The organism is Microvirga massiliensis, from assembly GCF_001006805.1.
Lineage (GTDB): Bacteria > Pseudomonadota > Alphaproteobacteria > Rhizobiales > Beijerinckiaceae > Microvirga > Microvirga massiliensis.
Genome location: NZ_LN811353.1, coordinates 367594 through 391117 on the forward strand (window position 1 = coordinate 367594; position 23524 = coordinate 391117).

The 23524-nt window shown below is 64.9% G+C and carries 25 protein-coding genes; 12 read left to right on the forward strand and 13 right to left on the reverse strand.

The window, feature by feature from the left end; all coding sequences use genetic code 11:
- Nucleotides 1-87: 87 nt before the first annotated feature.
- Both ptsP and BN1233_RS14320 read right to left on the reverse strand, forming a co-directional pair.
- Complete coding sequence (ptsP, locus tag BN1233_RS14315) at nucleotides 88-2355, reverse strand: phosphoenolpyruvate--protein phosphotransferase (RefSeq protein WP_046864241.1); 2268 nt, start codon at nucleotides 2353-2355, stop codon at nucleotides 88-90.
- An 81-nt stretch (nucleotides 2356-2436) separates the two neighbouring features.
- On the reverse strand, nucleotides 2437-3675 hold the full coding sequence (locus tag BN1233_RS14320; protein ID WP_046864242.1) for an aspartate kinase: 1239 nt from the start codon (nucleotides 3673-3675) through the stop codon (nucleotides 2437-2439).
- A 130-nt stretch (nucleotides 3676-3805) separates the two neighbouring features.
- Here BN1233_RS14320 and ubiG point away from each other — a divergent pair, with 130 nt between their 5' ends.
- Nucleotides 3806-4585 (forward strand): bifunctional 2-polyprenyl-6-hydroxyphenol methylase/3-demethylubiquinol 3-O-methyltransferase UbiG, encoded by a 780-nt coding sequence (gene ubiG, locus BN1233_RS14325; protein WP_046864243.1) that lies wholly within the window; start codon nucleotides 3806-3808, stop codon nucleotides 4583-4585.
- 50 nt (nucleotides 4586-4635) lie between these two features.
- Here the strand turns inward: ubiG and BN1233_RS14330 are convergent, their stop codons facing one another.
- The 5 genes from BN1233_RS14330 to BN1233_RS14350 form a co-directional block, all read right to left on the reverse strand.
- On the reverse strand, nucleotides 4636-5157 hold the full coding sequence (locus tag BN1233_RS14330) for a metallophosphoesterase family protein (RefSeq protein ID WP_046864244.1): 522 nt from the start codon (nucleotides 5155-5157) through the stop codon (nucleotides 4636-4638).
- Nucleotides 5158-5171: 14 nt separating this feature from the next.
- Complete coding sequence (locus BN1233_RS14335; RefSeq protein ID WP_046864245.1) at nucleotides 5172-5612, reverse strand: DUF1178 family protein; 441 nt, start codon at nucleotides 5610-5612, stop codon at nucleotides 5172-5174.
- A gap of 155 nt (nucleotides 5613-5767) precedes the next feature.
- Nucleotides 5768-6631 (reverse strand): carbon-nitrogen hydrolase family protein, encoded by an 864-nt coding sequence (locus BN1233_RS14340; RefSeq protein ID WP_046864246.1) that lies wholly within the window; start codon nucleotides 6629-6631, stop codon nucleotides 5768-5770.
- Nucleotides 6632-6645: 14 nt separating this feature from the next.
- Nucleotides 6646-6903 carry a glutaredoxin 3 gene (gene grxC, locus BN1233_RS14345; protein WP_046864566.1) on the reverse strand — a complete coding sequence of 86 codons (258 nt, stop codon included), beginning with the start codon at nucleotides 6901-6903 and terminating at the stop codon, nucleotides 6646-6648.
- Nucleotides 6904-7045: 142 nt separating this feature from the next.
- Nucleotides 7046-7801, reverse strand: a complete 756-nt coding sequence (locus BN1233_RS14350) for a ComF family protein (protein ID WP_147707239.1) — start codon at nucleotides 7799-7801, stop codon at nucleotides 7046-7048.
- Nucleotides 7802-7980: 179 nt separating this feature from the next.
- Between BN1233_RS14350 and BN1233_RS14355 the strand changes: the two genes are divergently transcribed.
- From BN1233_RS14355 to BN1233_RS49700, 7 genes are all read left to right on the forward strand, one after another.
- Nucleotides 7981-8847, forward strand: a complete 867-nt coding sequence (locus BN1233_RS14355; protein ID WP_046864567.1) for a methyltransferase domain-containing protein — start codon at nucleotides 7981-7983, stop codon at nucleotides 8845-8847.
- A 137-nt stretch (nucleotides 8848-8984) separates the two neighbouring features.
- Nucleotides 8985-9434 (forward strand): peptidoglycan-binding protein LysM, encoded by a 450-nt coding sequence (gene lysM, locus BN1233_RS14360; protein WP_046864248.1) that lies wholly within the window; start codon nucleotides 8985-8987, stop codon nucleotides 9432-9434.
- Between the two features lie 142 nt (nucleotides 9435-9576).
- Nucleotides 9577-9942, forward strand: a complete 366-nt coding sequence (locus BN1233_RS14365; RefSeq protein WP_046864249.1) for a DUF427 domain-containing protein — start codon at nucleotides 9577-9579, stop codon at nucleotides 9940-9942.
- Between the two features lie 240 nt (nucleotides 9943-10182).
- Entirely contained in the window at nucleotides 10183-11337 is a 1155-nt protein-coding gene (locus BN1233_RS14370) for an iron-containing alcohol dehydrogenase (RefSeq protein ID WP_147707308.1), read from the forward strand.
- Nucleotides 11334-11513, forward strand: a complete 180-nt coding sequence (locus BN1233_RS49695) for an acyl-CoA thioesterase (RefSeq protein WP_425311716.1) — start codon at nucleotides 11334-11336, stop codon at nucleotides 11511-11513. The genes BN1233_RS14370 and BN1233_RS49695 overlap by 4 nt, the downstream gene beginning before the upstream one ends.
- Before the next feature lie 72 nt (nucleotides 11514-11585).
- Nucleotides 11586-11981 (forward strand): acyl-CoA thioesterase, encoded by a 396-nt coding sequence (locus BN1233_RS14375; protein WP_244470909.1) that lies wholly within the window; start codon nucleotides 11586-11588, stop codon nucleotides 11979-11981.
- Between the two features lie 43 nt (nucleotides 11982-12024).
- Nucleotides 12025-12168 (forward strand): DUF6471 domain-containing protein, encoded by a 144-nt coding sequence (locus BN1233_RS49700; protein WP_244470910.1) that lies wholly within the window; start codon nucleotides 12025-12027, stop codon nucleotides 12166-12168.
- Between the two features lie 2 nt (nucleotides 12169-12170).
- Here the strand turns inward: BN1233_RS49700 and BN1233_RS14380 are convergent, their stop codons facing one another.
- On the reverse strand, nucleotides 12171-12803 hold the full coding sequence (locus BN1233_RS14380) for a hypothetical protein (RefSeq protein ID WP_156312715.1): 633 nt from the start codon (nucleotides 12801-12803) through the stop codon (nucleotides 12171-12173).
- Between the two features lie 175 nt (nucleotides 12804-12978).
- Here BN1233_RS14380 and BN1233_RS14385 point away from each other — a divergent pair, with 175 nt between their 5' ends.
- Nucleotides 12979-13362: a thioesterase family protein gene (locus tag BN1233_RS14385; protein ID WP_046864253.1), complete on the forward strand. Its 384-nt coding sequence runs from the start codon at nucleotides 12979-12981 to the stop codon at nucleotides 13360-13362.
- A gap of 360 nt (nucleotides 13363-13722) precedes the next feature.
- On the opposite strand, the gene BN1233_RS14390 is transcribed toward BN1233_RS14385, so the two are convergent.
- Both BN1233_RS14390 and argJ read right to left on the reverse strand, forming a co-directional pair.
- Entirely contained in the window at nucleotides 13723-14157 is a 435-nt protein-coding gene (locus BN1233_RS14390) for a (deoxy)nucleoside triphosphate pyrophosphohydrolase (protein ID WP_046864254.1), read from the reverse strand.
- Entirely contained in the window at nucleotides 14154-15395 is a 1242-nt protein-coding gene (gene argJ, locus BN1233_RS14395) for a bifunctional glutamate N-acetyltransferase/amino-acid acetyltransferase ArgJ (RefSeq protein ID WP_046864255.1), read from the reverse strand. The genes BN1233_RS14390 and argJ overlap by 4 nt, the downstream gene beginning before the upstream one ends.
- Nucleotides 15396-15641: 246 nt before the next feature.
- Between argJ and BN1233_RS14400 the strand changes: the two genes are divergently transcribed.
- On the forward strand, nucleotides 15642-15857 hold the full coding sequence (locus tag BN1233_RS14400; RefSeq protein WP_046864568.1) for a hypothetical protein: 216 nt from the start codon (nucleotides 15642-15644) through the stop codon (nucleotides 15855-15857).
- A 131-nt stretch (nucleotides 15858-15988) separates the two neighbouring features.
- On the opposite strand, the gene BN1233_RS14405 is transcribed toward BN1233_RS14400, so the two are convergent.
- Nucleotides 15989-16894, reverse strand: coding sequence for a peptidylprolyl isomerase (locus tag BN1233_RS14405; RefSeq protein WP_046864569.1), 906 nt, complete (start codon nucleotides 16892-16894; stop codon nucleotides 15989-15991).
- Between the two features lie 411 nt (nucleotides 16895-17305).
- On the opposite strand from BN1233_RS14405, the gene secA reads away from it, so the two are divergent.
- Both secA and BN1233_RS14415 read left to right on the forward strand, forming a co-directional pair.
- Entirely contained in the window at nucleotides 17306-20113 is a 2808-nt protein-coding gene (gene secA, locus BN1233_RS14410) for a preprotein translocase subunit SecA (protein ID WP_046864256.1), read from the forward strand.
- 263 nt (nucleotides 20114-20376) lie between these two features.
- On the forward strand, nucleotides 20377-21033 hold the full coding sequence (locus tag BN1233_RS14415) for a DedA family protein (protein ID WP_046864257.1): 657 nt from the start codon (nucleotides 20377-20379) through the stop codon (nucleotides 21031-21033).
- A gap of 42 nt (nucleotides 21034-21075) precedes the next feature.
- Here the strand turns inward: BN1233_RS14415 and BN1233_RS14420 are convergent, their stop codons facing one another.
- The gene (locus BN1233_RS14420) at nucleotides 21076-22311 is read right to left on the reverse strand and encodes a L,D-transpeptidase family protein (protein WP_052763797.1); all 1236 of its coding nucleotides are present in this window, start codon (nucleotides 22309-22311) and stop codon (nucleotides 21076-21078) included.
- A gap of 169 nt (nucleotides 22312-22480) precedes the next feature.
- The gene (locus tag BN1233_RS14425) at nucleotides 22481-23434 is read right to left on the reverse strand and encodes an acetyl-CoA carboxylase carboxyltransferase subunit alpha (RefSeq protein ID WP_046864571.1); all 954 of its coding nucleotides are present in this window, start codon (nucleotides 23432-23434) and stop codon (nucleotides 22481-22483) included.
- Nucleotides 23435-23524: the final 90 nt, after the last annotated feature.

The following is a 23524-nucleotide window of genomic DNA, read 5'->3' on the forward strand; positions in this document are numbered from 1 at the left end:
GCCGCATGCCGAGGCACTCGGCTCGGGACAGGGAAGGGCCGCCCCTGCGCGCCGGGACGGCATCGGGAAACGGGGCGCCCAGCATCGTCAAATCGGGATGTTGTGCTGCTCGGCGAAGGAGATGAGCTGGGAACGCAGGGTCTCGGCGCCGCCCGCGCGGGCGAGTTCCTTCTCGAGGAACGCCCCGACAGCGCCGGCGTCGAGTTCCAGGAGCATCGCCTTCACGGGTCCGATCGATGTAGGAGCCATCGACAGAGCGCGGAAGCCCAGCCCGATCAGCGCCATTGCCTCGAGCGGGCGTCCGGCGATTTCACCGCAGACCGATACCGGACAGCCGCTCCGGTTGGCCGCATCCGCGACCGTCTTGAGCGCACGCAGGGCGGGCGCACTCAAGGGATCGAAGCGCTCCGCTACCATGCGGTTGTCGCGGTCGGCCGCGAAGAGGAACTGCAGCAGGTCGTTCGAGCCAATCGAAATGAAATCCGCCGTGGCGCAGATTTCCTCGATCTGGAACAGCAGAGACGGGACCTCCAGCATTACGCCGAGCTTCAGGTCTGCCGGCAGAGAATAACCGTGGCGCTGAAGATAGGCGGATTCGCGATCCACGAGGGCCTTGGCGCGGGCGAACTCGTCACAGGTCGCGACCATCGGGAACATGATCCGAAGCTTTCGGCCGTCGCTCGCCTTGAGCAGGGCCCTCACCTGGGCGCGCAGGAGACCCGGCCGGTCGAGGCCAATCCGGATCGCGCGCCACCCGAGGGCAGGGTTCTCCTCCTCGACCGAGCGCATGTAGGGCAGGATCTTGTCGCCGCCGATATCGAGCGTCCGGAAGGTCACGGGCTCGTCGCCGACCGCCGTCATGACGGCGCGATAGAGGGCCTGCTGCTCGCTCGCCGCGGGCATCCGCTCGGCCACCATGAATTGCAGCTCGGTTCGGAACAGGCCGACGCCACTCGCTCCCGTTTCGGTGAGGTGGGGGAGATCGACGATGAGGCCCGCATTCATCTGCAGGGTGATCTCGATGCCGTCCGCGGTGACGGGAGCGACAGTCCTGAGCCGTCGATACTGGGCTTGCCGCCGTGCCCGCAGGCGCGCCTTCTCGGCATAGGCGGCTTCGACGTCCACACGCGGCCGGATCTGCACGTCGCCGGCGGAGCCGTCCACGATGATCGCGTCGCCGGGCTCGACGAGCGCCGTCACGTTCGCGACCTCACCGACGGCCGGGATGCCGATCGCGCGGGCGACGATCGCGATGTGGCTGGTCGGCCCACCCTCCTCGAGAACGAGACCGCGCAGGCGCGAGCGGTCATAGTCCAGGAGGGCCGCGGGCCCCATCGAGCGCGCCACGAGGATCGAGTTCTCGGGGAGGGATGCCCGTTCGGCAACGAGGTTCCGGCCGACCAGCCTGTGGAGGAGGCGGTTCGCGAGATCGTCGAGATCGTGCAGCCGGTCGCGGAGGTAGGGGTCCGTCTGGCGAAGCATGCGGGCCCGGGTATCGGATTGCACGCGCTCCACGGCGGCTTCGGCGGTCAGGCCGGAAAGCACGGCCTCGCGCATGCGCCGCAGCCAGCCCTGATCGTGGGCAAACATCCGGAAGGTCTCGAGAACCTCCCGGTGCTCCCCGTGATGAGCGACGTCTCCGTGCTCGATCAGCTCGTCGATTGATGCGCGGACCTCGGCGATAGCCGTCTCGAGGCGCGCGACCTCGGCCTCCACGCTCTCGGCAATGAGGTTCTTGATGACGACCCGTGGCTCGTGGAGCACCACGTAACCGAGGCCGACACCGTCGGCGAGGGGAATGCCGCGCTGATGAAGGGGCTGCCGGAGCGCGCTGGTCGAATCCGTTGATGAGAGCGTCTGCAGTTCACCCGAGGCGAGCATCTCCGCGAGGACCATCGCGGTCGTCTGGAGCGCCTCGATCTCCTCTTCGGCATAGGTCCGGAATGTGCGGTTCTGGACCACGAGGACGCCGAGGGTGTTGCCGGCACGCAGGAGCGGAACGCCCAGGAAGGCGTGGTAGATCTCCTCGCCGGTCTCCGGCCTGTAGGAAAAGGCCGGGTGCGATTGTGCGTCGGAGAGCGCGAGCGGTTCGGCTGTCGTTGCGATGAGGCCGACGAGGCCCTCTCCCGCCCGCATCCTGGTGTGGTGCACGGCCTCCCGGTTGAGGCCCTCGGTCGCGAAGAGCTCGAGGTCGCCGTCGCCTCGCATCACGTAAACGGAGCAGACCTCCGCAACCATGTTGGCTGCGATCAGGATCACGATCTTGTCGAGGCGATCCTGTGCGCTGACCGGCTCCGCCATGACTTCGCGGAGGCGGCGCAGGAGCACGCGCGGGCCGCCGGGAGTCGCTGGCATGTTCTGTCCGTTCCCGTACCTCGGGCTGCTGGTCGAGCTGCCGGCCCCCGGCTGAACCGATGAGGCTGCGCGGCGGCCGCGTCAGACCCTGTCCAGGCCGTATAGCGAGTGGAGTGTCCGGACGGCAAGCTCCGTGTAGGCCGACTCGATCAGGACCGAGAACTTGATCTCCGAAGTCGTGATCGCGCGAATGTTGATCCCCTTCTCGGCCAAGGCCTTGAAGGCCCTCGCGGCGACACCCGCGTGACTGCGCATCCCGACCCCGATCGCGGATACCTTCACGACATCGGTGGCGCCCTGCAGGGCACGGTAGCCGATCTTTGCCCGATGCTCCTCGAGCACCCCGCAGGCGCGCTCGTAATCCGCGGCCGGGACCGTGAAGGTGATGTCGGTCGTGACGCTGTCGTCGGACACGACCTGGATGATCATGTCGACGTTGATGTTCGCGTCGGCGAGCGGCACGAAGATCGAAGCCGCTACGCCCGGCTTGTCGGCGACGTTGCGCAGCGTGATCTGGGCCTCGTCCTTCGAATAGGCGATGCCCGTGACGATCTGCTGTTCCATGATGCTGTCCTCGTCACAGATAAGGGTCCCCTGGCGCGGATCCGCAGGGTCGTCGAAGCTCGAACGCACATAGGTCGGGACCCGGTGGAGCATCGCGAGTTCCACGGAGCGGACCTGCAGCACCTTGGCCCCGAGAGAGGCCATCTCGAGCATCTCCTCATAGGATACCCGGTCGAGCCGGCGCGCCTTCGGCACGATACGCGGATCGGTCGTATAGACCCCGTCGACGTCGGTATAGATGTCGCAGCGCTCCGCCTGGAGCGCGGCCGCGAGCGCAACCGCGCTCGTGTCCGAGCCGCCGCGCCCGAGGGTCGTGATCCGCCCTGTCTCCTTGTGGAGGCCCTGGAACCCGGAGACGACCGCAACCTCGTGCTCCTCGGCAAAGGATTTCAGGATAGCGCTTCCATCGATCTCGGCGATCCGGGCCGAACCATGCGCCTCGGAGGTCAGGATGGGAATCTGCCAGCCCTGCCAGGAGCGCGCCCGAAACCCGATATCCTTGAGAGCGATTGCGAGGAGGCCGGAGGTGACCTGCTCCCCGGAGGCGACGACGGTGTCGTATTCGCGCGGATCGTAGCGCGACGAGGCCTCGCGGACGAACCCGACGAGCTCGTTGGTCTTGCCGGCCATCGCGGAGACCACGACCGCCACGTCGTAGCCGGCCTCGACTTCGCGTTTCACGTGCTGCGCCACGTTGCGGATGCGCTCCACGGTGGCGACCGACGTGCCGCCGAATTTCATGACGAGGCGAGGCATGGGCTGAAAGCTTGTGCGGAGATCGTGGGATTGGCCTTCGCTAGGCCGGAGGGGCGGTATACATGACGAGGGGGTCTTGCCCTGTCAACGCCACTGCCGGGCTCGATGAGCTCGGGCCGGAGCCCTGCCGATGTCCGATCCTGCCGCCAGTGTCGATCCCGAGGAGGTCGCCCGCTTCGAGCGTCTCGCCAACTCGTGGTGGGATGCCCGAGGCCCGATGCGGGCCTTGCACAAGTTCAATCCGCTGCGCCTGGCCTATATTCGCGACGAAACCTGCCGGCGGCTCGGCCGCGACCCCAAGTCGCCGAGGCCGCTGTCCGGGCTGTCGATCCTCGACGTCGGCTGCGGAGGAGGCATCCTGGCGGAGCCGCTCGCGCGGCTCGGAGGCTCCGTGGCGGGCCTCGATCCGGCGCGAACCAATATCGAGGTCGCGCGGCTCCATGCGGAGCGGGCCGGTATCCTCGTGGATTACCGGAACGAGACCGTGGAAGCCGTCTCGGCGCGCGAGGAAACCTTCGACGTCGTGCTCGCGATGGAGGTCGTGGAGCACGTACAGGACGTCCAGGCGTTCATCGCGACCTGCACCAGCGTGGTCCGGCCCGGCGGACTTCTCTTCATGGCAACCATCAATCGCACGCTCCGGGCTTTCGCGCTGGCGATCGTCGGGGCCGAATACGTGCTCGGCTGGCTGCCCCGCGGGACGCACCAGTGGGACCGGTTCGTGACTCCGGACGAGCTGAAGCTCGCCATCGAGACGAGCGGCATGTCCGTCATCGATACCACGGGTGTGGTCTACAATCCGCTGCGGGATGCCTGGACTCTCTCCCGGGATACGGGTGTCAACTACATGGCCTTGGCGGCAAAGCCCATTGCACAGGGCGGCACAGCGCATGCCTCGAGCACGCCATAGCTCCTATCGGGCCTGGAGGCTGCTGCCGCTCCAGCACCCATCCTGGAGGATCACTCCGCACCGGCGGGCTTCCACGGCTTGCGACGCACCCGGAGCTGCGCGAGCGTGACGGGGCGATAGTTCCAGACATCGACGCCCACGTCGTATTGGCGGGTCTGCGGCCGCAGCCGGCCATGGGAGTGCCCGTGCAGATCGAGCCAGCCACGGCCCATGTTCTTCCAGGTCCGGAACGCGTAGTGGCAGAGGACCAGCGCCGTGCCGTCGACGACGATCTCCGCATAAGTCTGCCGGCTGGCCCAGCCTTCGGCTGCGAGCGTGTCCGCCCCGTCATTGTTCCCGACGACGAGGTGCTTCTTTCCGTTGAGAATCGCCAGCAGTTCGCCGATCCGGGAGGCCTTCACGTGCAGCGCGAAGTCGCCGAGGTGCCAGACCTCGTCCTCGGGAGCGACGGTCTCGTTCCAGTTTCGGATCAGAGCCTCATCGTGCTCGGCGACCGATGCGAAAGGCCGTCGATCGATGCGCAGGACGCGGGAATCGCCGAAATGGGTGTCGCTCGTGAAGAAGGTCCCCACCGGCGCCTGCAGGCTCAGTTCTGGGAATCCGGCAGCATCGGCAAGGGCAGGATCTCGATGCCTTCCTCGATCAGCTCGCGCGCCTCGGTCGGCGAGGCCTGCCCATAGATCGACCGGTGCTCGATCTCGCCGAGATGCATGCTGCGGGCCTCTTCCGCGAACCGGTCGCCCACATTTTCCGCATGCTTTTCGACGTGATCGCGCAGAGCGCGCAACATCTTCCGGAGTTCCACCTCCTGTTCCGAGAGAACGGCCATGGGGCGGTTCGGAGCCTGCGGAGCCGCACGATCCTTGCGCGCCACCGAGGGCGCCATGATCTGCTTCTCTACTTTGGTGGATTGGCACACGGGGCAGGAGACGAAGCCCCGCTTGCGCTGCGTCTCGAACGCATCGCTCGAAGGAAACCAGCTCTCGAACTCGTGGCCGGATTCGCAGGCCAGGGAATACTTGATCATCGGGTCAGGTCAAACGCACGCGGAGCGCCCTTGCTCGAACGGAGCCGGCTTTCGGATTGGTTGCCGGGTAGGACGGCAGAGGAGAGAGACATCGGTCAAGTGGAACGGATCGCTCAAGCCGTCAAATGGGGACGGCTCAGCTCCCGTCCAAGACCTCAGGCGGTGGCGGCGCGCGGCGCGTCCTCGGAGAGGGCGGCGCGGACAACCTCGAACGGCCGGCCATGGCGGAGGGCCGGGATCCGGGCCCGGGCCTCTCCGACGAGAGCAGGGTCGATCTCGGCCAGGATCACGCCAGGCTCCGTTCCACCCTCGGCGAGCACACGGCCCCAGGGATCGACGATGATCGAATGGCCATAGGTCTCGCGGCCGTCCTCATGCAGGCCGCCCTGGGCGGCCGAGATCATGAAGGCGCCGGTCTCGATCGCCCGTGCACGGTGGAGGATGTGCCAGTGGGCTTCGCCCGTCTGCTTCGTGAAGCAGGCCGGGGCAGAGAGGAAGCTCGCGCCGGCCTTCGCGAGAGCCCGGTACAGTGCCGGGAAGCGCACGTCGTAGCAGATCGTCAGGCCGAGCCAGCCCCAGGGCGTTTCCACGAGAGTCGCCTCGTTCCCGCCGGCATAGGTCGCCGATTCACGCCACCGTTCCCCGTTCGGGAGGTCGACATCGAACAGATGAATCTTGTCGTAGGTCGCAACAACCTCACCTTCCGCATCGATCAGGATGGCCCGGTTCGCGATCCTGTCGCCCTCCGCGACGGCAACGGACCCGATCTGCACGACGATGCGCCGCTCCCGGGCGACCTCGCGGAGCGCATTGACCGTCGCATCGGTCTCCTGCGGACCGACCTTGGCGAACAGCGCTGACCGCTCCCGTTCGACGAGGGACGTCATCTCCGGTGTCTGTACGAAGCTCGCGCCCTGCGCGGCGGCCTCCCGGGCGAGGGTTACGGCCGCATCGCGATTGACGAGCGGGTCTCGCCCGGAACGCATCTGCAGGCAGGCGGCGATGAAACGGCGCGTCATGTGCAAATCCCCCTTCAGCCCGCGAGGGCCTTGTCGAGCGCATGGCCCCGCTCGAGGGCATAGAGATCATCGCAACCGCCAACATGGCGCTCGCCGATGAAGATCTGCGGTACGGTCGTGCGCCCGCCCGCCCGTTGGATCATTTCCGCACGCGCCTCGGGCTGCTCCTCGATGTCGATCTCGGTGAAGTCGGCGCCTTTGCGCCGCAGGAGTTCCTTTGCGGCGGCGCAATACGAGCACCAGCTCCGCGTATAGATGGTCACGGGTTGCATCGCGGCTCCTTGCCGAAATCCGATATAGGGTCCGAAAATCGCTCGCAAGCCGGTAGCCTCATGGCCACCGGCCAATGGAAGAATGTGAAACGGTGCCGCCCGGTTTCGGTCCCGTCTCGGTACTCCCGAGGGGGAAGCCCGATCAGCCATCCGGCACGACCTGCGCGAAGCACAGCACGTCGACCGAGGTGGCGCCGCCGCGCAGGAGCGCGCGGCTGGCGGCATTCGCCGTCGCTCCCGTCGTGAAGACATCATCGACCAGCACGGCGCGACGGCCGGACAGGCGCGGCCGAGCCTCCTCCGGAACCCGGAACACGCCCTGGAGATTCTCCCGCCGCTGGGCTCTCGTGAGGCCGACCTGCTGGCGTGTCGACCTGACTCGGCTGAGGAGAAAGGGATCGCATGGGCAGCCCGCGCGCTCCGCGATCGACCACGCGAGGGCGGCCGCCTGATTGAAGCGGCGGGTCCAGAGCCTCCACCGATGCAACGGCACCGGAACGATGACATCGGCCTCCCGGAGGAGTTCGGCGCCGGCTCGCGCCATAAGGAGGCCCATGGGACGGGCGAGCCGATCCTGGTCGCCGTATTTGAGGCGGTGAACGAGAGAGCGTGCGACCTCGTCATAGCGCGCCACGGCCCGGGCGCGCCTGAAAACGGGCGGCTCCGCGACGGCCGCCGGAGACAGCAGGCTGCCGCCGAGATCCGCAGCGAAAGGAGTTCCGAGCCGCTCGCAGAACGGCCGCTCGATGAACCGCATCCGCGACCAGCACGCGGCACAGAGGAGTTGCGGCGTTGCCACAGCGGCCTCGCAGGCCGCACAGCTCGGCGGGTAGACGATCCCGAGGGCAGCCTGTACCGCCCCTTCGAGAACAGCCCGCGTGCCAACTCTCGCCACCAGTCTCGCTCACCCGAGGCGATCACCACGGCCCGATAGTAGCAGCAAGCTTGGCCGTGCAAAGGCCCCTCGAAGGTGCGGAAGGGATCCCGGCGATTCCTCCGACGGCTTCGGCGCCTTGTCGAGGGGAAATGCGCCGCGTCCGCTTGGCGAGCGAAGGCCTGGGTGCCATATCGCGCTCCATGGCCGCGCCACAGGTTTTCGATCGTGCTCTTCTGCGTCGCCGGCTCGCCCGGGCGCAGGCGGGAGGCTATGCGGGCTTTCTGCTCGAGGCTGCTGCAGTCGATCTCGAGGAGCGCCTCTCCACCGTGATGCGCCCCTTCTCCCTGGCGCTCGATTGCGGCTCCCCTGGTCCCGCTGCCGTCCCTGTCCTGCAACGCCGGGCAACGACCGTGATCCGGCTGGCGCCGACCCCCGAAACCGGCACGGTTGTCGGCGATGAGGAGCGGCTGCCGTTCGCGGGGGAACGCTTCGACCTCGTTGTATCGCTTCTGTCCCTTCAGGCCGTGAACGACCTGCCGGGTGCCCTGGTCCAGATCCGGCGCGCCATGAGGCCCGACGGGCTCTTCATGGGTTGCCTCCTGGGCGGCGGGAGCCTGGCCGAACTGCGCCAATCCTTCCTGCTGGCTGAGATGGAAGTCGAGGGTGGTGCAAGCCCACGGGTGGCGCCCTTCGCGGATCTGCGCGATCTCGGCGCCCTTCTGCAGAGGGCAGGTTTTGCGCTTCCCGTGACGGACAGTGAGATGCTCCGGGTCCGCTACGCCAATCCCTTCCTGCTCATGCAGGATCTGCGCGCCATGGGGATGACGAACGCTCTCGTGGAGCGCAGGCCCGCTGGGCTGCGGCGGGCGACGCTCCGCCGGGCCGCAGAGATCTATGCCGAACGCTTCGCTGACCCGGATGGTCGCGTGTGGGCGACGTTCGAGATCGTCTGGCTCTCCGGGTGGACACCCCATTCAAGCCAGCAGAAGCCGCTTCGGCCTGGATCCGCCAAGGCGCGTCTCGCCGATGCGCTCGGCGTGCGTGAGCAACGGCTCGACGAAGACTGACGCAGCGATCTGTAGGCTTCGCCGCTTCGCGCCATCGCTCGTCGTGCGGTCCCGGCACCAGCCGTTTATTGCCATACCAATTTGAACTTCGCTGCCGCGCTTGCGTTCTCCATTCCCAAGCTGAACGGGAGGAGCACATGGGTCTGTTCAAGTTCCTCAAAGAGGCGGGCGCGAGACTGCTCGGCGGAAAGGCCGAAGCAGCTACACCCGATACGATCAAGCAGGAAGTGAAGAGCCACGGCCTCGATGCCGACAAGCTCAACGTCGACGTGCAGGGCGACAAGGTCAAGCTCTCCGGGCAAGCCATGACCCAGGAGGAGGCCGAGAAGATCATCCTGTCGATCGGCAACACCATCGGGGTTGCGGAAGTCGATACCAGCGACCTGCAGGTGCAGCAGAAGGCTCCGGAATCGACGATGTACACCGTCCAGAAGGGTGACACGCTCTGGGCGATTGCCGAGAAGCATTATGGCAAGGGGAAGGGAGCGAAATATACGGAGATCGTGAAGGCCAATACGCCGCCCGTGAAGGATCCCGATCTGATCCAGCCGGGCTGGGTTCTCCGCATTCCGCCACTGGCGTCCTGAGCATCGGCGGTTCGGCACAGTCGCCGGCTCGGAAAAGCGCCTTCGCGATGAGGGGGCTTCGAGAGGGCGCAATTTCTTTTGCGCAACGGATCCCGTTGGCCGGAATTTGCTGTACCCTTTCGGCTTCCGGCAGGAGAGTGGAATGCAGGACCCTGGCTCCGATCACACGATCACGATCAGCAAGAACCCGCATCGGATCAGGGTCATGCTCGGTGGCTTCATCGTGGCGGAAACCACCAGCGCTCTGGCTCTCGTGGAGGGACAGCACCCGCCGGTGCAGTACATCCCGCGCGAGGACGTGCGGATGGACCTGCTCGAGCGAACGTCCCGGACGACGCAGTGCCCCCATAAGGGCGAGGCGTCCTTCTTTCGGGTCACGGCCGGTGGACTCGTGCGTCCGGACGCGGCCTGGAGCTACGAGAACCCGCTCCCGGCTTCGGAGCAGATCCGGGGATACATCGCATTCCAGCCCGATCGGGTCGATGCGATCGAGGAGTTCAGCGACTGACGATGGCTGCCCCCGCGGGCGTGACATCTCCGGCTTGCCGCGAGAGGCCCGGTTTTCGTCTTGCAACCGTCACCGGATCATATCCCTGAGCGCGGGAGCAAGGTGAGGATCAGTCCCTAGAATTTCTGCGGGCGGCGGGTTTGGTGGCAGTGCCCGCCGTGACAAAGCAGAGCCATCCCTCTTGCCAAGAAGCGGGCTCTCCGGTTTCTCCTCTCCAGAGCAGGGAGGATGGTAGCGGTGATCGGTACATTCAGCTTCAATACGACGCCTAGCGTCGTCTTCGGGGCCGGAAGCGCAGCGCGGCTCGGCGAGATCGCAGCCGCACAGCTTGGACGGCGTGTCCTGATCGTCACCGACCAGGGCCTCGTGGCAGCCGGGCTCGTCGCGCCTGCCGTCTCGTCCCTCGAGCAGGCAGGCTGCGCCGTCTCGGTTTTCGACAAGGTCGTGGCCGACCCGCCGGAGAGCGTCGTGCTGGAGGCAGTAGAGTGTGGGGCCGGGTTCGGGGCGGATGCCGTCATCGGGCTCGGTGGCGGCTCGTCCCTTGATGTCGCGAAGCTCGTGGCGCTCCTGCTGAGAAGCGGTGAGCGATTGGCCGATATCTATGGTATAGGCCAAGTGCGCGGAAAACGTCTCCCGCTTCTCCTGTCGCCCACCACCGCAGGCACCGGCTCTGAAGTCACGCCGATCTCGATCGTGACGACGGGAGCTCACGAAAAGAAGGGCGTTGTTTCGCCCGTTCTTCTGCCCGATATCGCGCTCCTCGATCCGGAACTGACCTACGGTCTGCCCGCGCCGGTCACAGCCGCGACGGGCGTGGATGCGATGGTGCACGCAATCGAGTCGTTCACCTCGACCAGCGCCAACCGCAATCCGATCTCGGCCGCTCTCGCAACCGAAGCGCTCCGCCTTCTTGCCGGAAACATCTCTGCCGCCGCTCATCGCGGTGACCACGACGCTCGCGGCAAGATGCTGCTCGGGTCGATGCTTGCCGGCCAGGCTTTCGCGAACTCACCGGTCGCAGCCGTGCATGCATTGGCCTATCCGATCGGCGGCCATTACGGCATCCCGCACGGGCTCTCGAACGCGCTGGTTCTACCTGCCGTTCTCGAATTCAATCTCCCCGCAGCCGAGAGCGCCTATGCCGAGCTTGCGCCTCATGCCTTCCCCGATCTTGCACGGGAGCCGTCCTCCAGCCGCGCGGCGGCGTTCATCCGGAGGCTTGCGGCGCTCTCTTCGGATCTCGGCCTGCCGCCACGTCTGCGCGATGTCGGGATTCCCGCTGATGCGGTGCCAATGCTCGCGCGCGAGGCGATGAAGCAGACGCGCCTTCTCGTGAACAATCCGCGCCCGCTCGAAGAGGCGAATGTCGCTGCCATCTACGAGGCGTCGTGGTGAGCGAGCGGGCAAGTCCGCTTCCGCGCGAAGCCTTCGCGGTATTTCGTCCGATCACGACGCGGTGGATGGACAACGATGCCTACGGGCACGTGAACAATGTCGTTTACTACAGTTACTTCGACACCTCTAAGCCACTTCCAGCGCAGCAGCCCACAAGCTGCGTGGAGTTTAGATAGGGGCGGCATATGAAATCTCCTCCCGAGCAACGGAGTTCATATGTCTGCTTTGTCGAGATCACGACGCGGTGGATGGACAACGATGCCTACGCGCACGTCAACAACGTCGTGTATTACTCATTCTTTGATACTGCCGTTAATCAAATTTTGATTGAAGCGGGAGTTCTTGATATTCAGCGCAGTCCGGTAATTGGACTAGTTGTTGAAACGCAATGCCGGTACTTCGCTCCGATCACGTTCCCGGATCGCGTGTGCGCAGGTATCCGTGTCGCGCACATCGGCAACAGCAGCGTGCGCTATGAGGTGGGTCTATTCCGAAACACGGAACACGTGGCAGCGGCTCAGGGGCACTTCGTCCACGTCTATGTCGATCGATCTACGAATCGGCCGGTAACGTTGCCCGATCTGCTAAGGAAGACAGTCGAGTCGCTTTCTCGGCATATGGACCAGGTCACGATGGACGACTGAACTTACAGCCCTGGATCCCAGAGTTAACGCGCCTGGGCACGAGTTGCCAGGATGTGGAAGGCTGGAGACGACCGGCGTTCGTGAGGAGGCGCACATCACGAATAGGATCAACCGGGGTGGTTTTATGGCAGTGTTCCTGCTCCAGGTGTTGAGCGCTATTGGATCTAAGGAACTGCGTCTCGATTAGGCTTATGACTGATCGGCATTGCTCCAATTGGCGCCCAGATATTCCCCCTTATCAAAGCCGAGTGTCACCCACTTCTTCTGTGACAGCTCGCACTTCCTCTTGCCGCCGCGCCCATAACGCACCTTGAATTCAACAAATCCGGGCAGGCCTCCGGAATCCGGAGGATTGAATTCGATCTCGTTATCGACAAACCACATGAGGTCCTGCGGCCTGACCGTGATCTTGACAGGCAGCTTTCGATCCACGGCGGGAACAACGTTCCCAATCCTGCTCTTGATGTGAACGACTTCGCATTCTAGCGGGAAGTCTGCGAGGTTCTTCAACTCGAACCCGATCCGAGCAGCATTCGCGTGGTGGTTTTTCGCCACTCTGACGGCAACAAAGCCTAACTTGTCGTCTACGAGGCGATTGAGCCGCCACACGGAGAATGAAACCAGCCCGACCGACATGGAAGCAAAGGTGAGAGAGCTTCCTACGATCAGATAGAACAGGTTGACCTCTTGCCACAGCCCTACCACTGCCGCGACTCCGGCAAGGAGGATTGGGCTAACAACCTGTAACCCGGCCCAAATGTCCCACGGCGCGGGCACAGATGCCGCACCAAGCATTTTGACGATTGTCCGCAAGTAACCCATCTGGCGCCCCCAATCTGCGCGGCGGGCACTGTAGGCGGGCGGGGCTCACCTTTGGAGTCATGGCCAAGGTTATTTTCCGCGGCCTTTGTGGGGCCCCAGGATCCTACGCGAGCTTGCTGCTTTAGCTACGCTAAGCGGGAGCTTCGCTGCTCCGCCCGTTCGGTGGGCGCCGGCTATGGCTTGCCGACCAAGTTTTCCCATCTTCCAATCACCTAGGTATATCGGTGACTTCCTTACAGCCGTGAATGCGTGGCTCGTCGAGAATGGGTATCTGGTAATCGGCGAGAGTCCGGTGATCGGCCTCGTCGTCGAAACCGGCTGCACTTATTTCGAAAGTGTCGCCTTCCCGGATTCTCTTGAGGCCGGACTGCGCGTCGAGAAACTCGGCCGCTCATCGATTCGCTACGGAATCGGGATTTTCCGCGCGGGCGCTCCCCTCGCAGCCGCACAGGGACACTTCGTACACGTGATGATCGACCGCGCGAGTGGCAGACCGACGGCGATTCCCGACACTTTGCGCACAGCGCTTACGACACTGCATTCCCCGGCAGCGCAGTGACGATGCCGGACCACACCGTCATGTCAAGTCGAGCGAAGCGATCCAGGAGCACATCCGTCCACGGGTAGATTGCTTCGCCTGCGGCTCGCAAGGACGGCAGTGCAGTGGGACTGGGACGGGCAGTGCATCACGCCCACGGCTCGCAAGGACGGAAGTGCGGCGGAAAGGGTTGTGCTTACTGCCTTCGGCTCGCAAGGACGGCAGTAGGTCCGGCGCTACTCCGTTTCCGGCTCTGCGCCGCCCACCCTCAGACCCTCTTCGTCATTGCGAACGCAGTGAAGCAATCTACCCGCCGACGGATGGTTCGCCTCGCCAGCGACACGCCATGACGGACATGGCAGCCCGGAACGTTGCCCGTCATCAACCTGCCAGAAGGTCCATCAGGAACGGAATCAACGGCTCGTCGGCCGGCGGCATCTCGAGCTTGCGCAGATCCGCGGCCTTCACCCAGCGCAAGTTCTGGCCCTCGCGTGGTGTCACGAAGCCTTCCCAGCGCCGGCAGACATAGAGCGGCATCAGGAGGTGAAAGCTCTCGTAGGCGTGACTCGCGAAGGTCAGCGGCGCGAGGCACGGCTCGCGAACGACGATGCCAAGCTCCTCTTCGAGTTCGCGAATGAGCGTCTCTTCGGGACGCTCTCCCGGCTCCACCTTCCCGCCGGGAAACTCCCAAAGCCCCGCGAGGGCCTTGCCGGCCGGGCGTTGCGCTACGAGAAGGCGCCGGTCCGGGTCGATCAGCGCGACGGCAACGACGAGGAGCAGTGGCGTTCCGTTACTGGTCTCAGTGGCATTCGTCACGAACGGTAATCACCGTTGATCTCGACATAGGCCTTCGTGAGATCGCAGGTCCACGCCGTCGCCTCGCCGCGACCAAGGCCGAGGTCAACCCGGATCACGATTTCGTCCCGCTTCATGTATTCGGAGGTCCGTGCCTCGTCGTAATCGGGATCACGCGCACCTTTCACCGCAACACGGATATCGCCGAACCAGATCGCGAGCTTGTCCCGTTCGGCCGGCTCGCCCGCCTTGCCGACGGCCATCACGATGCGCCCCCAATTGGCATCCTCGCCGGCCATCGCGGTCTTCACGAGCGGCGAATTGGCGATCGACATCGCGATACGCCGGGCGGATGTCGTGCCCGTCGCTCCGGTGACCCGCACGGTCACGAACTTGCGCGCGCCTTCGCCGTCGCGTGCGACCTGCTGCGCGAGATCACGCAGTAGATCTTCGAGAGCCTGGCGGAAGGGCGCGAGTCTGCGGTCACTCGGAAGTGCGATCCGCGGCGCGCCACGATCGGCGGCTCCACCTGTCGCGAAGAGGAGCAGCGTGTCGGATGTCGAGGTATCGCCGTCGACCGTCACGCAATTGAAGCTGCGATCGGCACCTTTGCGAAGGAGCGCCTGCAGGACCGGCGCGGCGATCGGCGCATCCGTGAACACGAAGGACAGCATCGTGGCCATGTCGGGAGCGATCATGCCCGCCCCCTTCGCGATGCCGTTGATCGTGACGTCGACACCACCGAGAGAGACCGTTCGCGTCGCGACCTTCGGAAAGGTATCCGTCGTCATGATCGCCTTGGCGGCGTCGAGCCATCCATCGGGAGTAGCCCGCTCGGCGCAGCTTTCGAGAACGTTCTCGAACTTGCTCGCATCGAGCGGCTCGCCGATGACACCGGTAGACGCGATATAGACCTGAGACGGGCGGCATCCCGCCGCACGCGCGGCGATGTCACTCGTCATCTTGACGGCCTCGGCGCCCTTTCGACCCGTGAACGCGTTGGCGTTGCCGGAATTCACGACGAGCGCGCGCGCCGATCCCTTCTCGAGATTGCGGCGGCACCAATCGACCGGCGCGGAGGGACATTTCGAACGGGTGAACACGCCGCCGACTGTAGTGTCCTTCGGCATCGAGACGAACAGGACATCGGTGCGGCCACGGTAACGAATTCCCGCCTCCGCCGTGGCGATCCGGACTCCGTCGATGGCCGGCATGTCCGGATACGATTTCGGCGCGAGCGGCGAGATGGTCTTCGACATTCAGGGAGGCTCCGGTCGGCCCGGATCGGGGCCACGCTGCGCAAGAAGCGGCGAGGTGCCGAGTCTCATACCTCATTGTCAAGCCCGTGTCCGCCTGGACACATGGTCGAGGTGTCCCCGACTGCTATGCACTCCTCGGCCGCAGGTTCGGCCAGATGCGCGCGACTTTCCGGATTCGAGCCCATCGGAACGCGGCGACCAACGCCCGTTGATCCTCATTCCGAAGCAACGATCGAAGGTGAGTTCATGAGCGGCAACAAGCACCCGAAGACGCAGCCGAAGGATCGTCCGCGCAACGACCTCAAGATCGTTCCTGGGATCGGTCACTCAAAGGGCTCGTACATGACGGGCGAGGATCCACGCCTTCTCGATGCAGGCTCGACTGTCGAGGGCGACGTCGAGAACGAGACGAACCGCGAGGGTGGAGTCGGTCCCAACCGTCTCGGCCGGACCAATCGCTGATCGGAGGCTGTGCTTGCAGCGTCGGTGCGGCAGCCCTCATCCGGCTGCTGTGCGCCTCGCCTCTCCTTGGCGGGTAAGGGGACACGCTATGCATGAGGCGCAGCGTGTCCCCCGCCGAAATTCTCTCTTCGTCAGGGCTGCTTCTGCTCGACGAGGTTGCCCTTCTCGTCGAGGCGTTCGATCTTGGCCTTCTGGCGCAGCCCGAGGACGAGGTCCTGCTGGGCCTTGCGGCCGAGATAGGTGTCGATCTGCTCCCGCATCTCCTCGAAGGTCGGCACCGGGCGATCGCGCTTCTCCTCGACCTTGATGATGTGCCAGCCGAACTGGGTCTTCACCGGCTCCGAGATCTGTCCGGGCTCGAGCTTGAAGGCGGCCTCGGCGAAGGGCTCGACCATTCGGTCCTTCGAGAAGAACCCGAGATCGCCGCCCTCGGACTTAGAGCCGGGATCGGTCGACAATTCGCTCGCGACCTTCTCGAAATCCTCTCCGCCGCGGACCCGGGCGAGAGCCGCCTTTGCGGCATCCTCGCTCTCCACCAGGATGTGTCTGGCCCTGACTTCTGGCTCCGGCTTCAGGTTCTTGACGGTCTCGTCATAGAGCTTCTTGGCCGCTTCCGGAGAGACCGCCTTGGCGGCCTCACGCTCGAGATATTCGTCGAGCAGCGCTTTGTCTCGCGCATAGGCGAGCTTGCGGGCGAAGTCGGCGCTGTCGCCGACCTTGGCGGCTTCCGCGGCCCGGGCGCCGAGCTTCAGGTCGATAAGATATCCGATCAGCAGGTCGCGCTTTTGGGTATCCGGGACGCCCGGGATCTGGAGAGCCGGATCGTCCGAAGCGACCGCCAAATCTCCCTCAGTGATCGCGTTGCCGTCGACGCGAGCGACCACCTTGTCCTTGTCGGGTGTCGCGGTAGCAGCCTGCGACTGGGCCGGAGAGGCCGGTGCAGCGGGAGCGGCGGGTGACTGCCCTGTCTGAGCCAGGGCGGCTCCCGAGGCAAGCAACGCAAGAACAGCCGGGGCGAGGAGGCGCGTACGGGGCATCATAGACTGGCAGATCCTTTTTCGGTCCCGGTGGTGCATGGCCGCCGGATGCGGGGCGATCGTTGGCGAAGTTCGAGAACCTTTGCAAGCGAGGCTGTGCGTCACGGGCCCGTGAGGGGGGATCGGCGCAACGTGTTCGCCACGAGGCCGAGCGTCATCTACGCGAGACCGGGCGATAGGACTGTGAGCAAAGGGGCTTTTCGTTCGAGCCCGGTTGTCCTATGCCGTAGGGGGCATTGCCGGGATCCTCCGCGTCAGGCCACCGCAGCCGCGCTGCCGGCCGGAGGGGTATCGGGAACGGCTCGGCCGGCTTCGCGCGGGCCGCAGCCTACCGGATGCACTTTTCAGCAATTATGTCTATAAGGCGGCCCCGTCCGCCCCCGACCTTATCGATGAATTCAAAGGCACCCGATGTTCGGCTCGATCGCGAAGAAAATCTTCGGCTCGGTCAATGACCGCCGCCTGAAGTCGTACCGCCCGAAGGTGGCGGCCATCAATGCGCTCGAGGCCGAACTCGAAAAACTCTCCGACGAGGAGCTCCGCGCCCGGACCGACGCGTTGCGAGCCGAACTCGCGGCCGGGAAAAACCTCGACGACCTGCTCGTCCCGGCCTTCGCCACGGTCCGCGAGGCCGCCAAGCGGACCCTCGGCCAGCGGCATTTCGACGTCCAGTTGATCGGCGGGATGGTCCTCCACGAGGGTGGGATCGCCGAGATGCGCACCGGTGAAGGCAAGACGCTCGTCGCGACCCTGCCGGTCTACCTCAATGCGCTCGCGGGCAACGGCGTCCACGTCGTCACGGTGAACGATTATCTTGCCCGCCGCGACTCGGAGTGGATGGGGCAGATCTATCGCTTCCTCGGCATGTCGGTCGGCGTGATCGTCCATGGTCTCGACGATACCGAGCGGGCCGCGGCCTATGCTTGCGACATCACCTACGGGACGAACAACGAATACGGCTTCGATTATCTGCGCGACAACATGAAATACGAGCTCGCGCAGATGGTGCAGCGCGGGCATCACTACGCCATCGTCGACGAAGTCGACTCGATCCTGGTCGACGAGGCGAGAACGCCGCTCATCATTTCGGGGCCGGTCGACGATCGCTCCGACCTCTACATGGCGGTGGACATCTTGATTCCGCGTTTGCGGAAGGGCGATTTCGAAGTCGACGAGAAGCAGCGCGCGGTTTCTCTGACCGAGTCCGGGAACGAGCATATGGAAGAGCTCGTCCGCGAAGCCGGCCTGTTGCGGGAGGGGACGCTCTACGACGCCCAGAACGCAACGCTCGTTCATCACGTCAATCAGGCCCTGCGGGCGCATAGCCTGTTCCAGCGGGACAAGGACTACATCGTGCGCAACGGCGAGGTCGTCATCATCGACGAGTTCACGGGCCGCATGATGCCGGGCCGGCGCTATTCCGAGGGGCTGCACCAAGCCCTCGAGGCGAAGGAGCGAGTGCAGATCCAGCCCGAGAACCAGACGCTCGCCTCGATCACGTTCCAGAACTACTTCCGCCTATACGAGAAGCTCGCCGGCATGACGGGAACCGCCGCCACCGAGGCGGACGAGTTCCTCGAAATCTACAATCTGGAAGTCGTGGAAGTGCCGACCAACCGGCCCGTGGCCCGCGTCGACGAGGACGACGAGGTCTATCGGACCGCGGAGGAGAAGTACAAGGCGATCATCCGCGAGATCAAGGAAGCCTCGAGTCGCGGACAGCCGATCCTCGTCGGGACCACCTCGATCGAGAAGTCGGAATACCTGGCTGAACTCCTGCGCCGCGACGGCCTCACACAAATCGATTTCGGCGAGCCCAAGGCTCTGGAACCGCTCTACTCGGCCGTGCGGGAAGGCCGTGCCGTGAAGCATTTCGCGGTGCTCAACGCGCGCTTCCACGAGCAGGAGGCCTTCATCGTCGCCGAAGCCGGTGTTCCGGGCGCGATCACGATCGCCACGAACATGGCGGGCCGCGGAACGGATATCCAGCTCGGCGGCAACCTCAAGATGCGCATCGAGCAGGAAATCGACGGGCTCGAGGGCGATGCGCGCAAGGAAGCGGAAGACCGGATCGTTGCGGAGATCGCCGCCTTCAAGGAGCGCGCCCTGCAGGCAGGCGGCCTCTACGTGCTCGGAACCGAGCGGCACGAATCCCGGCGCATCGACAACCAGCTTCGCGGCCGGTCGGGACGCCAGGGCGATCCGGGACGGTCGAAATTCTACCTGTCGCTGCAAGACGATCTCATGCGCATCTTTGGTTCGGAGCGCATGGACGGAATGCTCTCGAAGCTCGGCCTGAAGGAGGACGAGGCGATCGTCCATCCGTGGATCAACAAGGCGATCGAGCGGGCGCAGGCGAAAGTCGAGGCGCGCAACTTCGATACGCGCAAGAACATCCTCAAATACGACAACGTCATGAACGACCAGCGCAAGGTCGTGTTCGAGCAGCGCCGCGAGTTCATGGCCGAGGAGACCGTTCGCGATACGATCGACGAGATGCGCCAGGGCGTGATCGACGACATGGTTGCCCGTGCGATTCCCGAGAATGCCTACCCGGAGCAGTGGAACACGGCCGGCCTCAAGGAGGATGTTGCACGCCTCCTGAATCTCGATCTTCCCGTCGACGAATGGGCCCAGGAGGAAGGGATCGCGGACGAGGAGATCCGCGAGCGGCTCCGGAAGGCCGCGGACGAGGCCTATGCACAGCGTATCGAGCGGAACACGCCCGAGGTGATGAACTATGTCGAGAAGCAGGTGCTGCTCCAGAGCCTCGACCATCTCTGGCGCGAGCACCTCGTCACGCTCGACCATCTCCGTCAGGTGATCGGATGGCGCGGCTATGCGCAGCGCGATCCCCTCAACGAGTACAAGTCCGAGGCCTTCGATCTCTTCAACCATCTCGTGGGCCATCTGCGCGAGCAGGTCACTGGGCAGCTCATGCGGATCGAGGTGGTGTTCCAGCAGCCTGAGCCGGAGCTGCCGCCGATGTTCGCGCAGCACCTCGATCCGGCGACCGGTGAGAACGAGTTCGAGAACGCGCAGGGCACCATGTTCGGCGCCGGGCCGGCAGCGAGCTTCGCCGCGGCATCGGACGGTGGAGTTGCCGTCGCGGAGCGGGATCCAGCTGATCCGTCGAGCTGGGGTCGGGTCGGGCGCAACGAGCCCTGCCCCTGCGGCTCCGGCAAGAAATACAAGCACTGCCACGGCCGCCTCGCCTGAGCGCAGGACTGAGGTAAAAAAAGCAATGGGCGCTGCTCCGCGAGCAGCGCCCATTTTCGTGTCAGGACAACAGTGCCGAGCAGCGAGGACCGGGGGCGAAGGTTGCGGCGACGATGCCCAAGGTCATGATGGGGATTCAATCATGGTCTCCGACACGGACCAATGCACCCACATCCGACCTTCCCACGCGACCTGCCCGCATCAGATTCACACGCTGACCCTATACGGTAGCCACGTGCTGGCTGGCCCGAAAGGACATCCTCTTGGAAATCATTCAGTTCCTGCTCGACTTCATCCTGCATGTGGACAAGTACCTAGAAGCCTTCGTCGGAGCCTACGGAGTCTGGGTGTATGCGCTGCTGTTCATCATTGTGTTCGTGGAAACCGGTGTGGTGGTCATGCCGTTCCTGCCGGGGGACTCGCTGCTGTTCATCGTAGGTGCACTCAGCGGCGCAGGCATGATGGACTTTTCGCTGGCCTGCACCGTGCTGCTGGCCGCGGCCGTACTTGGCGACCAGTGCAATTACCGAATCGGGCGTGCGATCGGTCCCAAGGTATTCCAGTGGGAGGATTCGCGCTGGTTCAACCGCCGCGCCTTCGACCAAGCCCATGCGTTCTACGAGCGCTGTGGCGGCATTACCATCGTGGTGGCGCGCTTCATGCCTTTCATCCGCACCTTCGCGCCGTTCGTGGCGGGCGTCGCGCACATGAGCCGCACCAAGTTTACGCTGTTCAATGTGGGCGGAGCCGTTCTGTGGGTGCTGGGCATTGCGACGGCGGGCTTCTTCTTCGGCAATCTTGCCTGGGTACGCGAGCACCTGGACAAGATCATCTGGGGCCTGATCCTGGTGCCGGGGCTGATCGCCATCTTCGGCGCGTGGCGCGCGGGCCAGACTGACCGCGTCCGCTCAGCCGGCTGAGCGAATCCGGCGCGGACCGTGGGGCAGGCAGATGAACTCTGCTCAGTTCCGGGTCGAGGGTGAACTCGACGACCAGAGCGTGGTCAGGCCGGACAGCATCCGCTCATACAGGGGCTTATCCGATTCAGGCGATGCCGACGTAGCTGCAGCAGCCATCTGAGGCGGCGCAGCGAGGGCCGGAGCGTTCGGTGCCACGCGAGGCGATACCGCCCTCGGAGTCTGTGGGATCGGGGAGGCCGCAGGGGCGGGGGCTGCGAAGGCGAGCGCGGAAGAAGGCGGCTCCTTCGGCCGGCCGTTCACATCCAGCACGATTTCATGCGGGCCGGCAGCCAGAGCCTCCGGCCGGCTGACATCGCCCAGGCGGCGGCTCCTGGTCTGGCTGTCGACGGCGAACGCGCCATCCGCAGAGGCAAAGTTCTGGCGGAAGCTCTGATGCTGGCCGCCATCCTGATAGACGAGCTTGATGGGCTCGACTCCCTTGGCCACGAGTGCCGCGACTTCCTGCTCGTCGCGCGTCTGTTTCACCGCGACGGCCGGCTCGAGGGCCGGCGAGCAATTGCCCTGCGCGACGTCGGCTCCGCCGAAGACGTAGCGCTTGCCGCAGACGGCGACCTTCGGCTCCTGGCCGACGGCCTCGAAGTAGTCCGAGCCTTCCTTCAGGTTCTTCCAGAACGGCATGTTCTGGTCGAGCCGGTGCTGCGCGATGTTCTTGGGCGTCATCCGGAACGGATAGGACTGAAACTGGAAGGTGCGCTGGCCTCCGGCGAAAGACTCGCGGGCAATGGCGTAGACTTCGGCGATCACCTCGTCGGTCATCGCAAAGCAGCCGCGCGAAGAGCAGGAACCGTGCACCATGAGATGCGATCCCGTGCGCCCATGCGCACGGTCGAAGGCATTTGGGTAGCCGGTATCGAAGGACAGATAGTAGCTGGAATTCGGGTTCATCTGCGCGGGCGTGATCGCGTAGAAGCCCTCGGGAGCCTGCCGGTCCCCCTCCCGGACCTTCGGTCCGAGCTGGCCGGACCAGCGGCAGATCGGGTAGGTCTTCAACAGGGCGAAGCGGCCGTCCGAGCCCCGCTTCCAGACCTCGAGCTCCGACTCCTTCTTGTAGGAGCGAATCACGATCGGATCGTTTTTTGACATCCCCTTGCTCGCCATGAGGGCAAGGGTCGACGGCGGAATGGGCGAGAGGTGACGCGAACTGCGCTGAAAGCCGTCGTCCTGGCAGGCCGCCAACGCAAGCACGAGCGCGGCAGCCGCTCCGAAACGCTTCATCATGGGGAACCCCGCGAACCTGACGAGCCGGGCTTGAACGCCCGATCTCTCCCCAACTGCCTAATTGGTTAGCCTTAACTTGCTGTTACCGCAAGCGCACAAGGTTCGCGTCTCCCTTGTCTTCCACCGTCTGGTTAACTCAACGTAAACCCAGGCGCCCGCCTCGCGAGGATCAGAGCTGCCGCCCGATGGCCAGGAATTTCGCGGCGCGGTGATCGCGCAGCTCGGAAGGCCCCATGTTGCCGAGCTCCGTCAGGGCGCTCTCGATGGCTTCGCCGGCCGCCTGAATGGCCGCTTCGGGTGAACGATGCGCGCCGCCGGTCGGCTCCGCGATGATCCCGTCGATCACGCCGAGCCGCAGAAGATCCTGGGCGGTGATCTTCATGTTGGTGGCGGCGTCCTGTGCCCGGGAGGGATCGCGCCAGAGGATAGAGGCGGCGCCCTCGGGAGAGATTACGCTGTAGATCGCGTGCTCCAGCATGAGCACCTTGTTCGCCGTTGCGATCGCGATAGCGCCCCCGGAGCCGCCCTCGCCGATGACCACGGATACGTTGGGAACTCCCAGGGACAGTTGCATCTCGGTCGAGCGGGCGATGGCCTCGGCCTGGCCGCGCTCTTCGGCCTCGATTCCGGGATAGGCGCCTGCCGTGTCCACAAAGGCGATGACTGGCAGCCCGAAGCGGTCCGCGAGCTCCATGAGGCGCACCGCCTTGCGATAGCCCTCCGGCCGCGCCATGCCGAAATTGTGGCGTATGCGCGTTTCCGTGGTCGAGCCCTTTTCCTGGCCGATGACGCAGACCGGCTGGCCCCGGAAACGCCCGAAGCCGCCGACCACCGCCTCGTCCTCGGCGAACTTGCGGTCCCCGGCCAGGGGCGTGAACTCGGTGATCAAGCCCCCGCAATAGTCCAGAAAATGAGGGCGTTGCGGATGTCGCGCGACGAGCGTCTTCTGCCACGGCGTGAGCGCGGCATAGAGATCCTTCAGGGCTCCGGCGGCCTTTGCTTCGAGGCGCGCGATATCGTCCGTAATCGAGACGGCATCGCCCTTCTCGCCGAGAGCCTTGAGTTCTTCGACCTTGGCCTCGAGTTCGGCCACGGGCTTTTCGAAGTCGAGATAGCTGCGCATCAGGTTCCGGTTGGAGACGCCAGCGGGCCGGCCGCCGGAAAGCGGCGGACACTGGCCATTCGCTGCGGCCAAGTCAAGGCAAGGCGGATT

Coding starts and splice junctions, on each gene's coding strand:
- ptsP (WP_046864241.1), bottom strand. CDS start 2,355: ATGCCAGCGACTCCCGGCGGCCCGCGCGTGCTCCTGCGCCGCCTCCGC.
- BN1233_RS14355 (WP_046864567.1), top strand. CDS start 7,981: ATGGCCGCGCCACAGGTTTTCGATCGTGCTCTTCTGCGTCGCCGGCTC.
- lysM (WP_046864248.1), top strand. CDS start 8,985: ATGGGTCTGTTCAAGTTCCTCAAAGAGGCGGGCGCGAGACTGCTCGGC.
- BN1233_RS14405 (WP_046864569.1), bottom strand. CDS start 16,894: ATGCCCCGTACGCGCCTCCTCGCCCCGGCTGTTCTTGCGTTGCTTGCC.
- BN1233_RS14380 (WP_156312715.1), bottom strand. CDS start 12,803: ATGGGTTACTTGCGGACAATCGTCAAAATGCTTGGTGCGGCATCTGTG.
- BN1233_RS14385 (WP_046864253.1), top strand. CDS start 12,979: ATGGCTTGCCGACCAAGTTTTCCCATCTTCCAATCACCTAGGTATATC.
- BN1233_RS14340 (WP_046864246.1), bottom strand. CDS start 6,631: ATGACGCGCCGTTTCATCGCCGCCTGCCTGCAGATGCGTTCCGGGCGA.
- BN1233_RS14400 (WP_046864568.1), top strand. CDS start 15,642: ATGAGCGGCAACAAGCACCCGAAGACGCAGCCGAAGGATCGTCCGCGC.
- secA (WP_046864256.1), top strand. CDS start 17,306: ATGTTCGGCTCGATCGCGAAGAAAATCTTCGGCTCGGTCAATGACCGC.
- argJ (WP_046864255.1), bottom strand. CDS start 15,395: ATGTCGAAGACCATCTCGCCGCTCGCGCCGAAATCGTATCCGGACATG.
- BN1233_RS14375 (WP_244470909.1), top strand. CDS start 11,586: ATGGACAACGATGCCTACGCGCACGTCAACAACGTCGTGTATTACTCA.
- BN1233_RS14335 (WP_046864245.1), bottom strand. CDS start 5,612: ATGATCAAGTATTCCCTGGCCTGCGAATCCGGCCACGAGTTCGAGAGC.
- BN1233_RS14320 (WP_046864242.1), bottom strand. CDS start 3,675: ATGCCTCGCCTCGTCATGAAATTCGGCGGCACGTCGGTCGCCACCGTG.
- BN1233_RS14425 (WP_046864571.1), bottom strand. CDS start 23,434: ATGCGCAGCTATCTCGACTTCGAAAAGCCCGTGGCCGAACTCGAGGCC.
- grxC (WP_046864566.1), bottom strand. CDS start 6,903: ATGCAACCCGTGACCATCTATACGCGGAGCTGGTGCTCGTATTGCGCC.
- ubiG (WP_046864243.1), top strand. CDS start 3,806: ATGTCCGATCCTGCCGCCAGTGTCGATCCCGAGGAGGTCGCCCGCTTC.
- BN1233_RS14365 (WP_046864249.1), top strand. CDS start 9,577: ATGCAGGACCCTGGCTCCGATCACACGATCACGATCAGCAAGAACCCG.
- BN1233_RS14420 (WP_052763797.1), bottom strand. CDS start 22,311: ATGATGAAGCGTTTCGGAGCGGCTGCCGCGCTCGTGCTTGCGTTGGCG.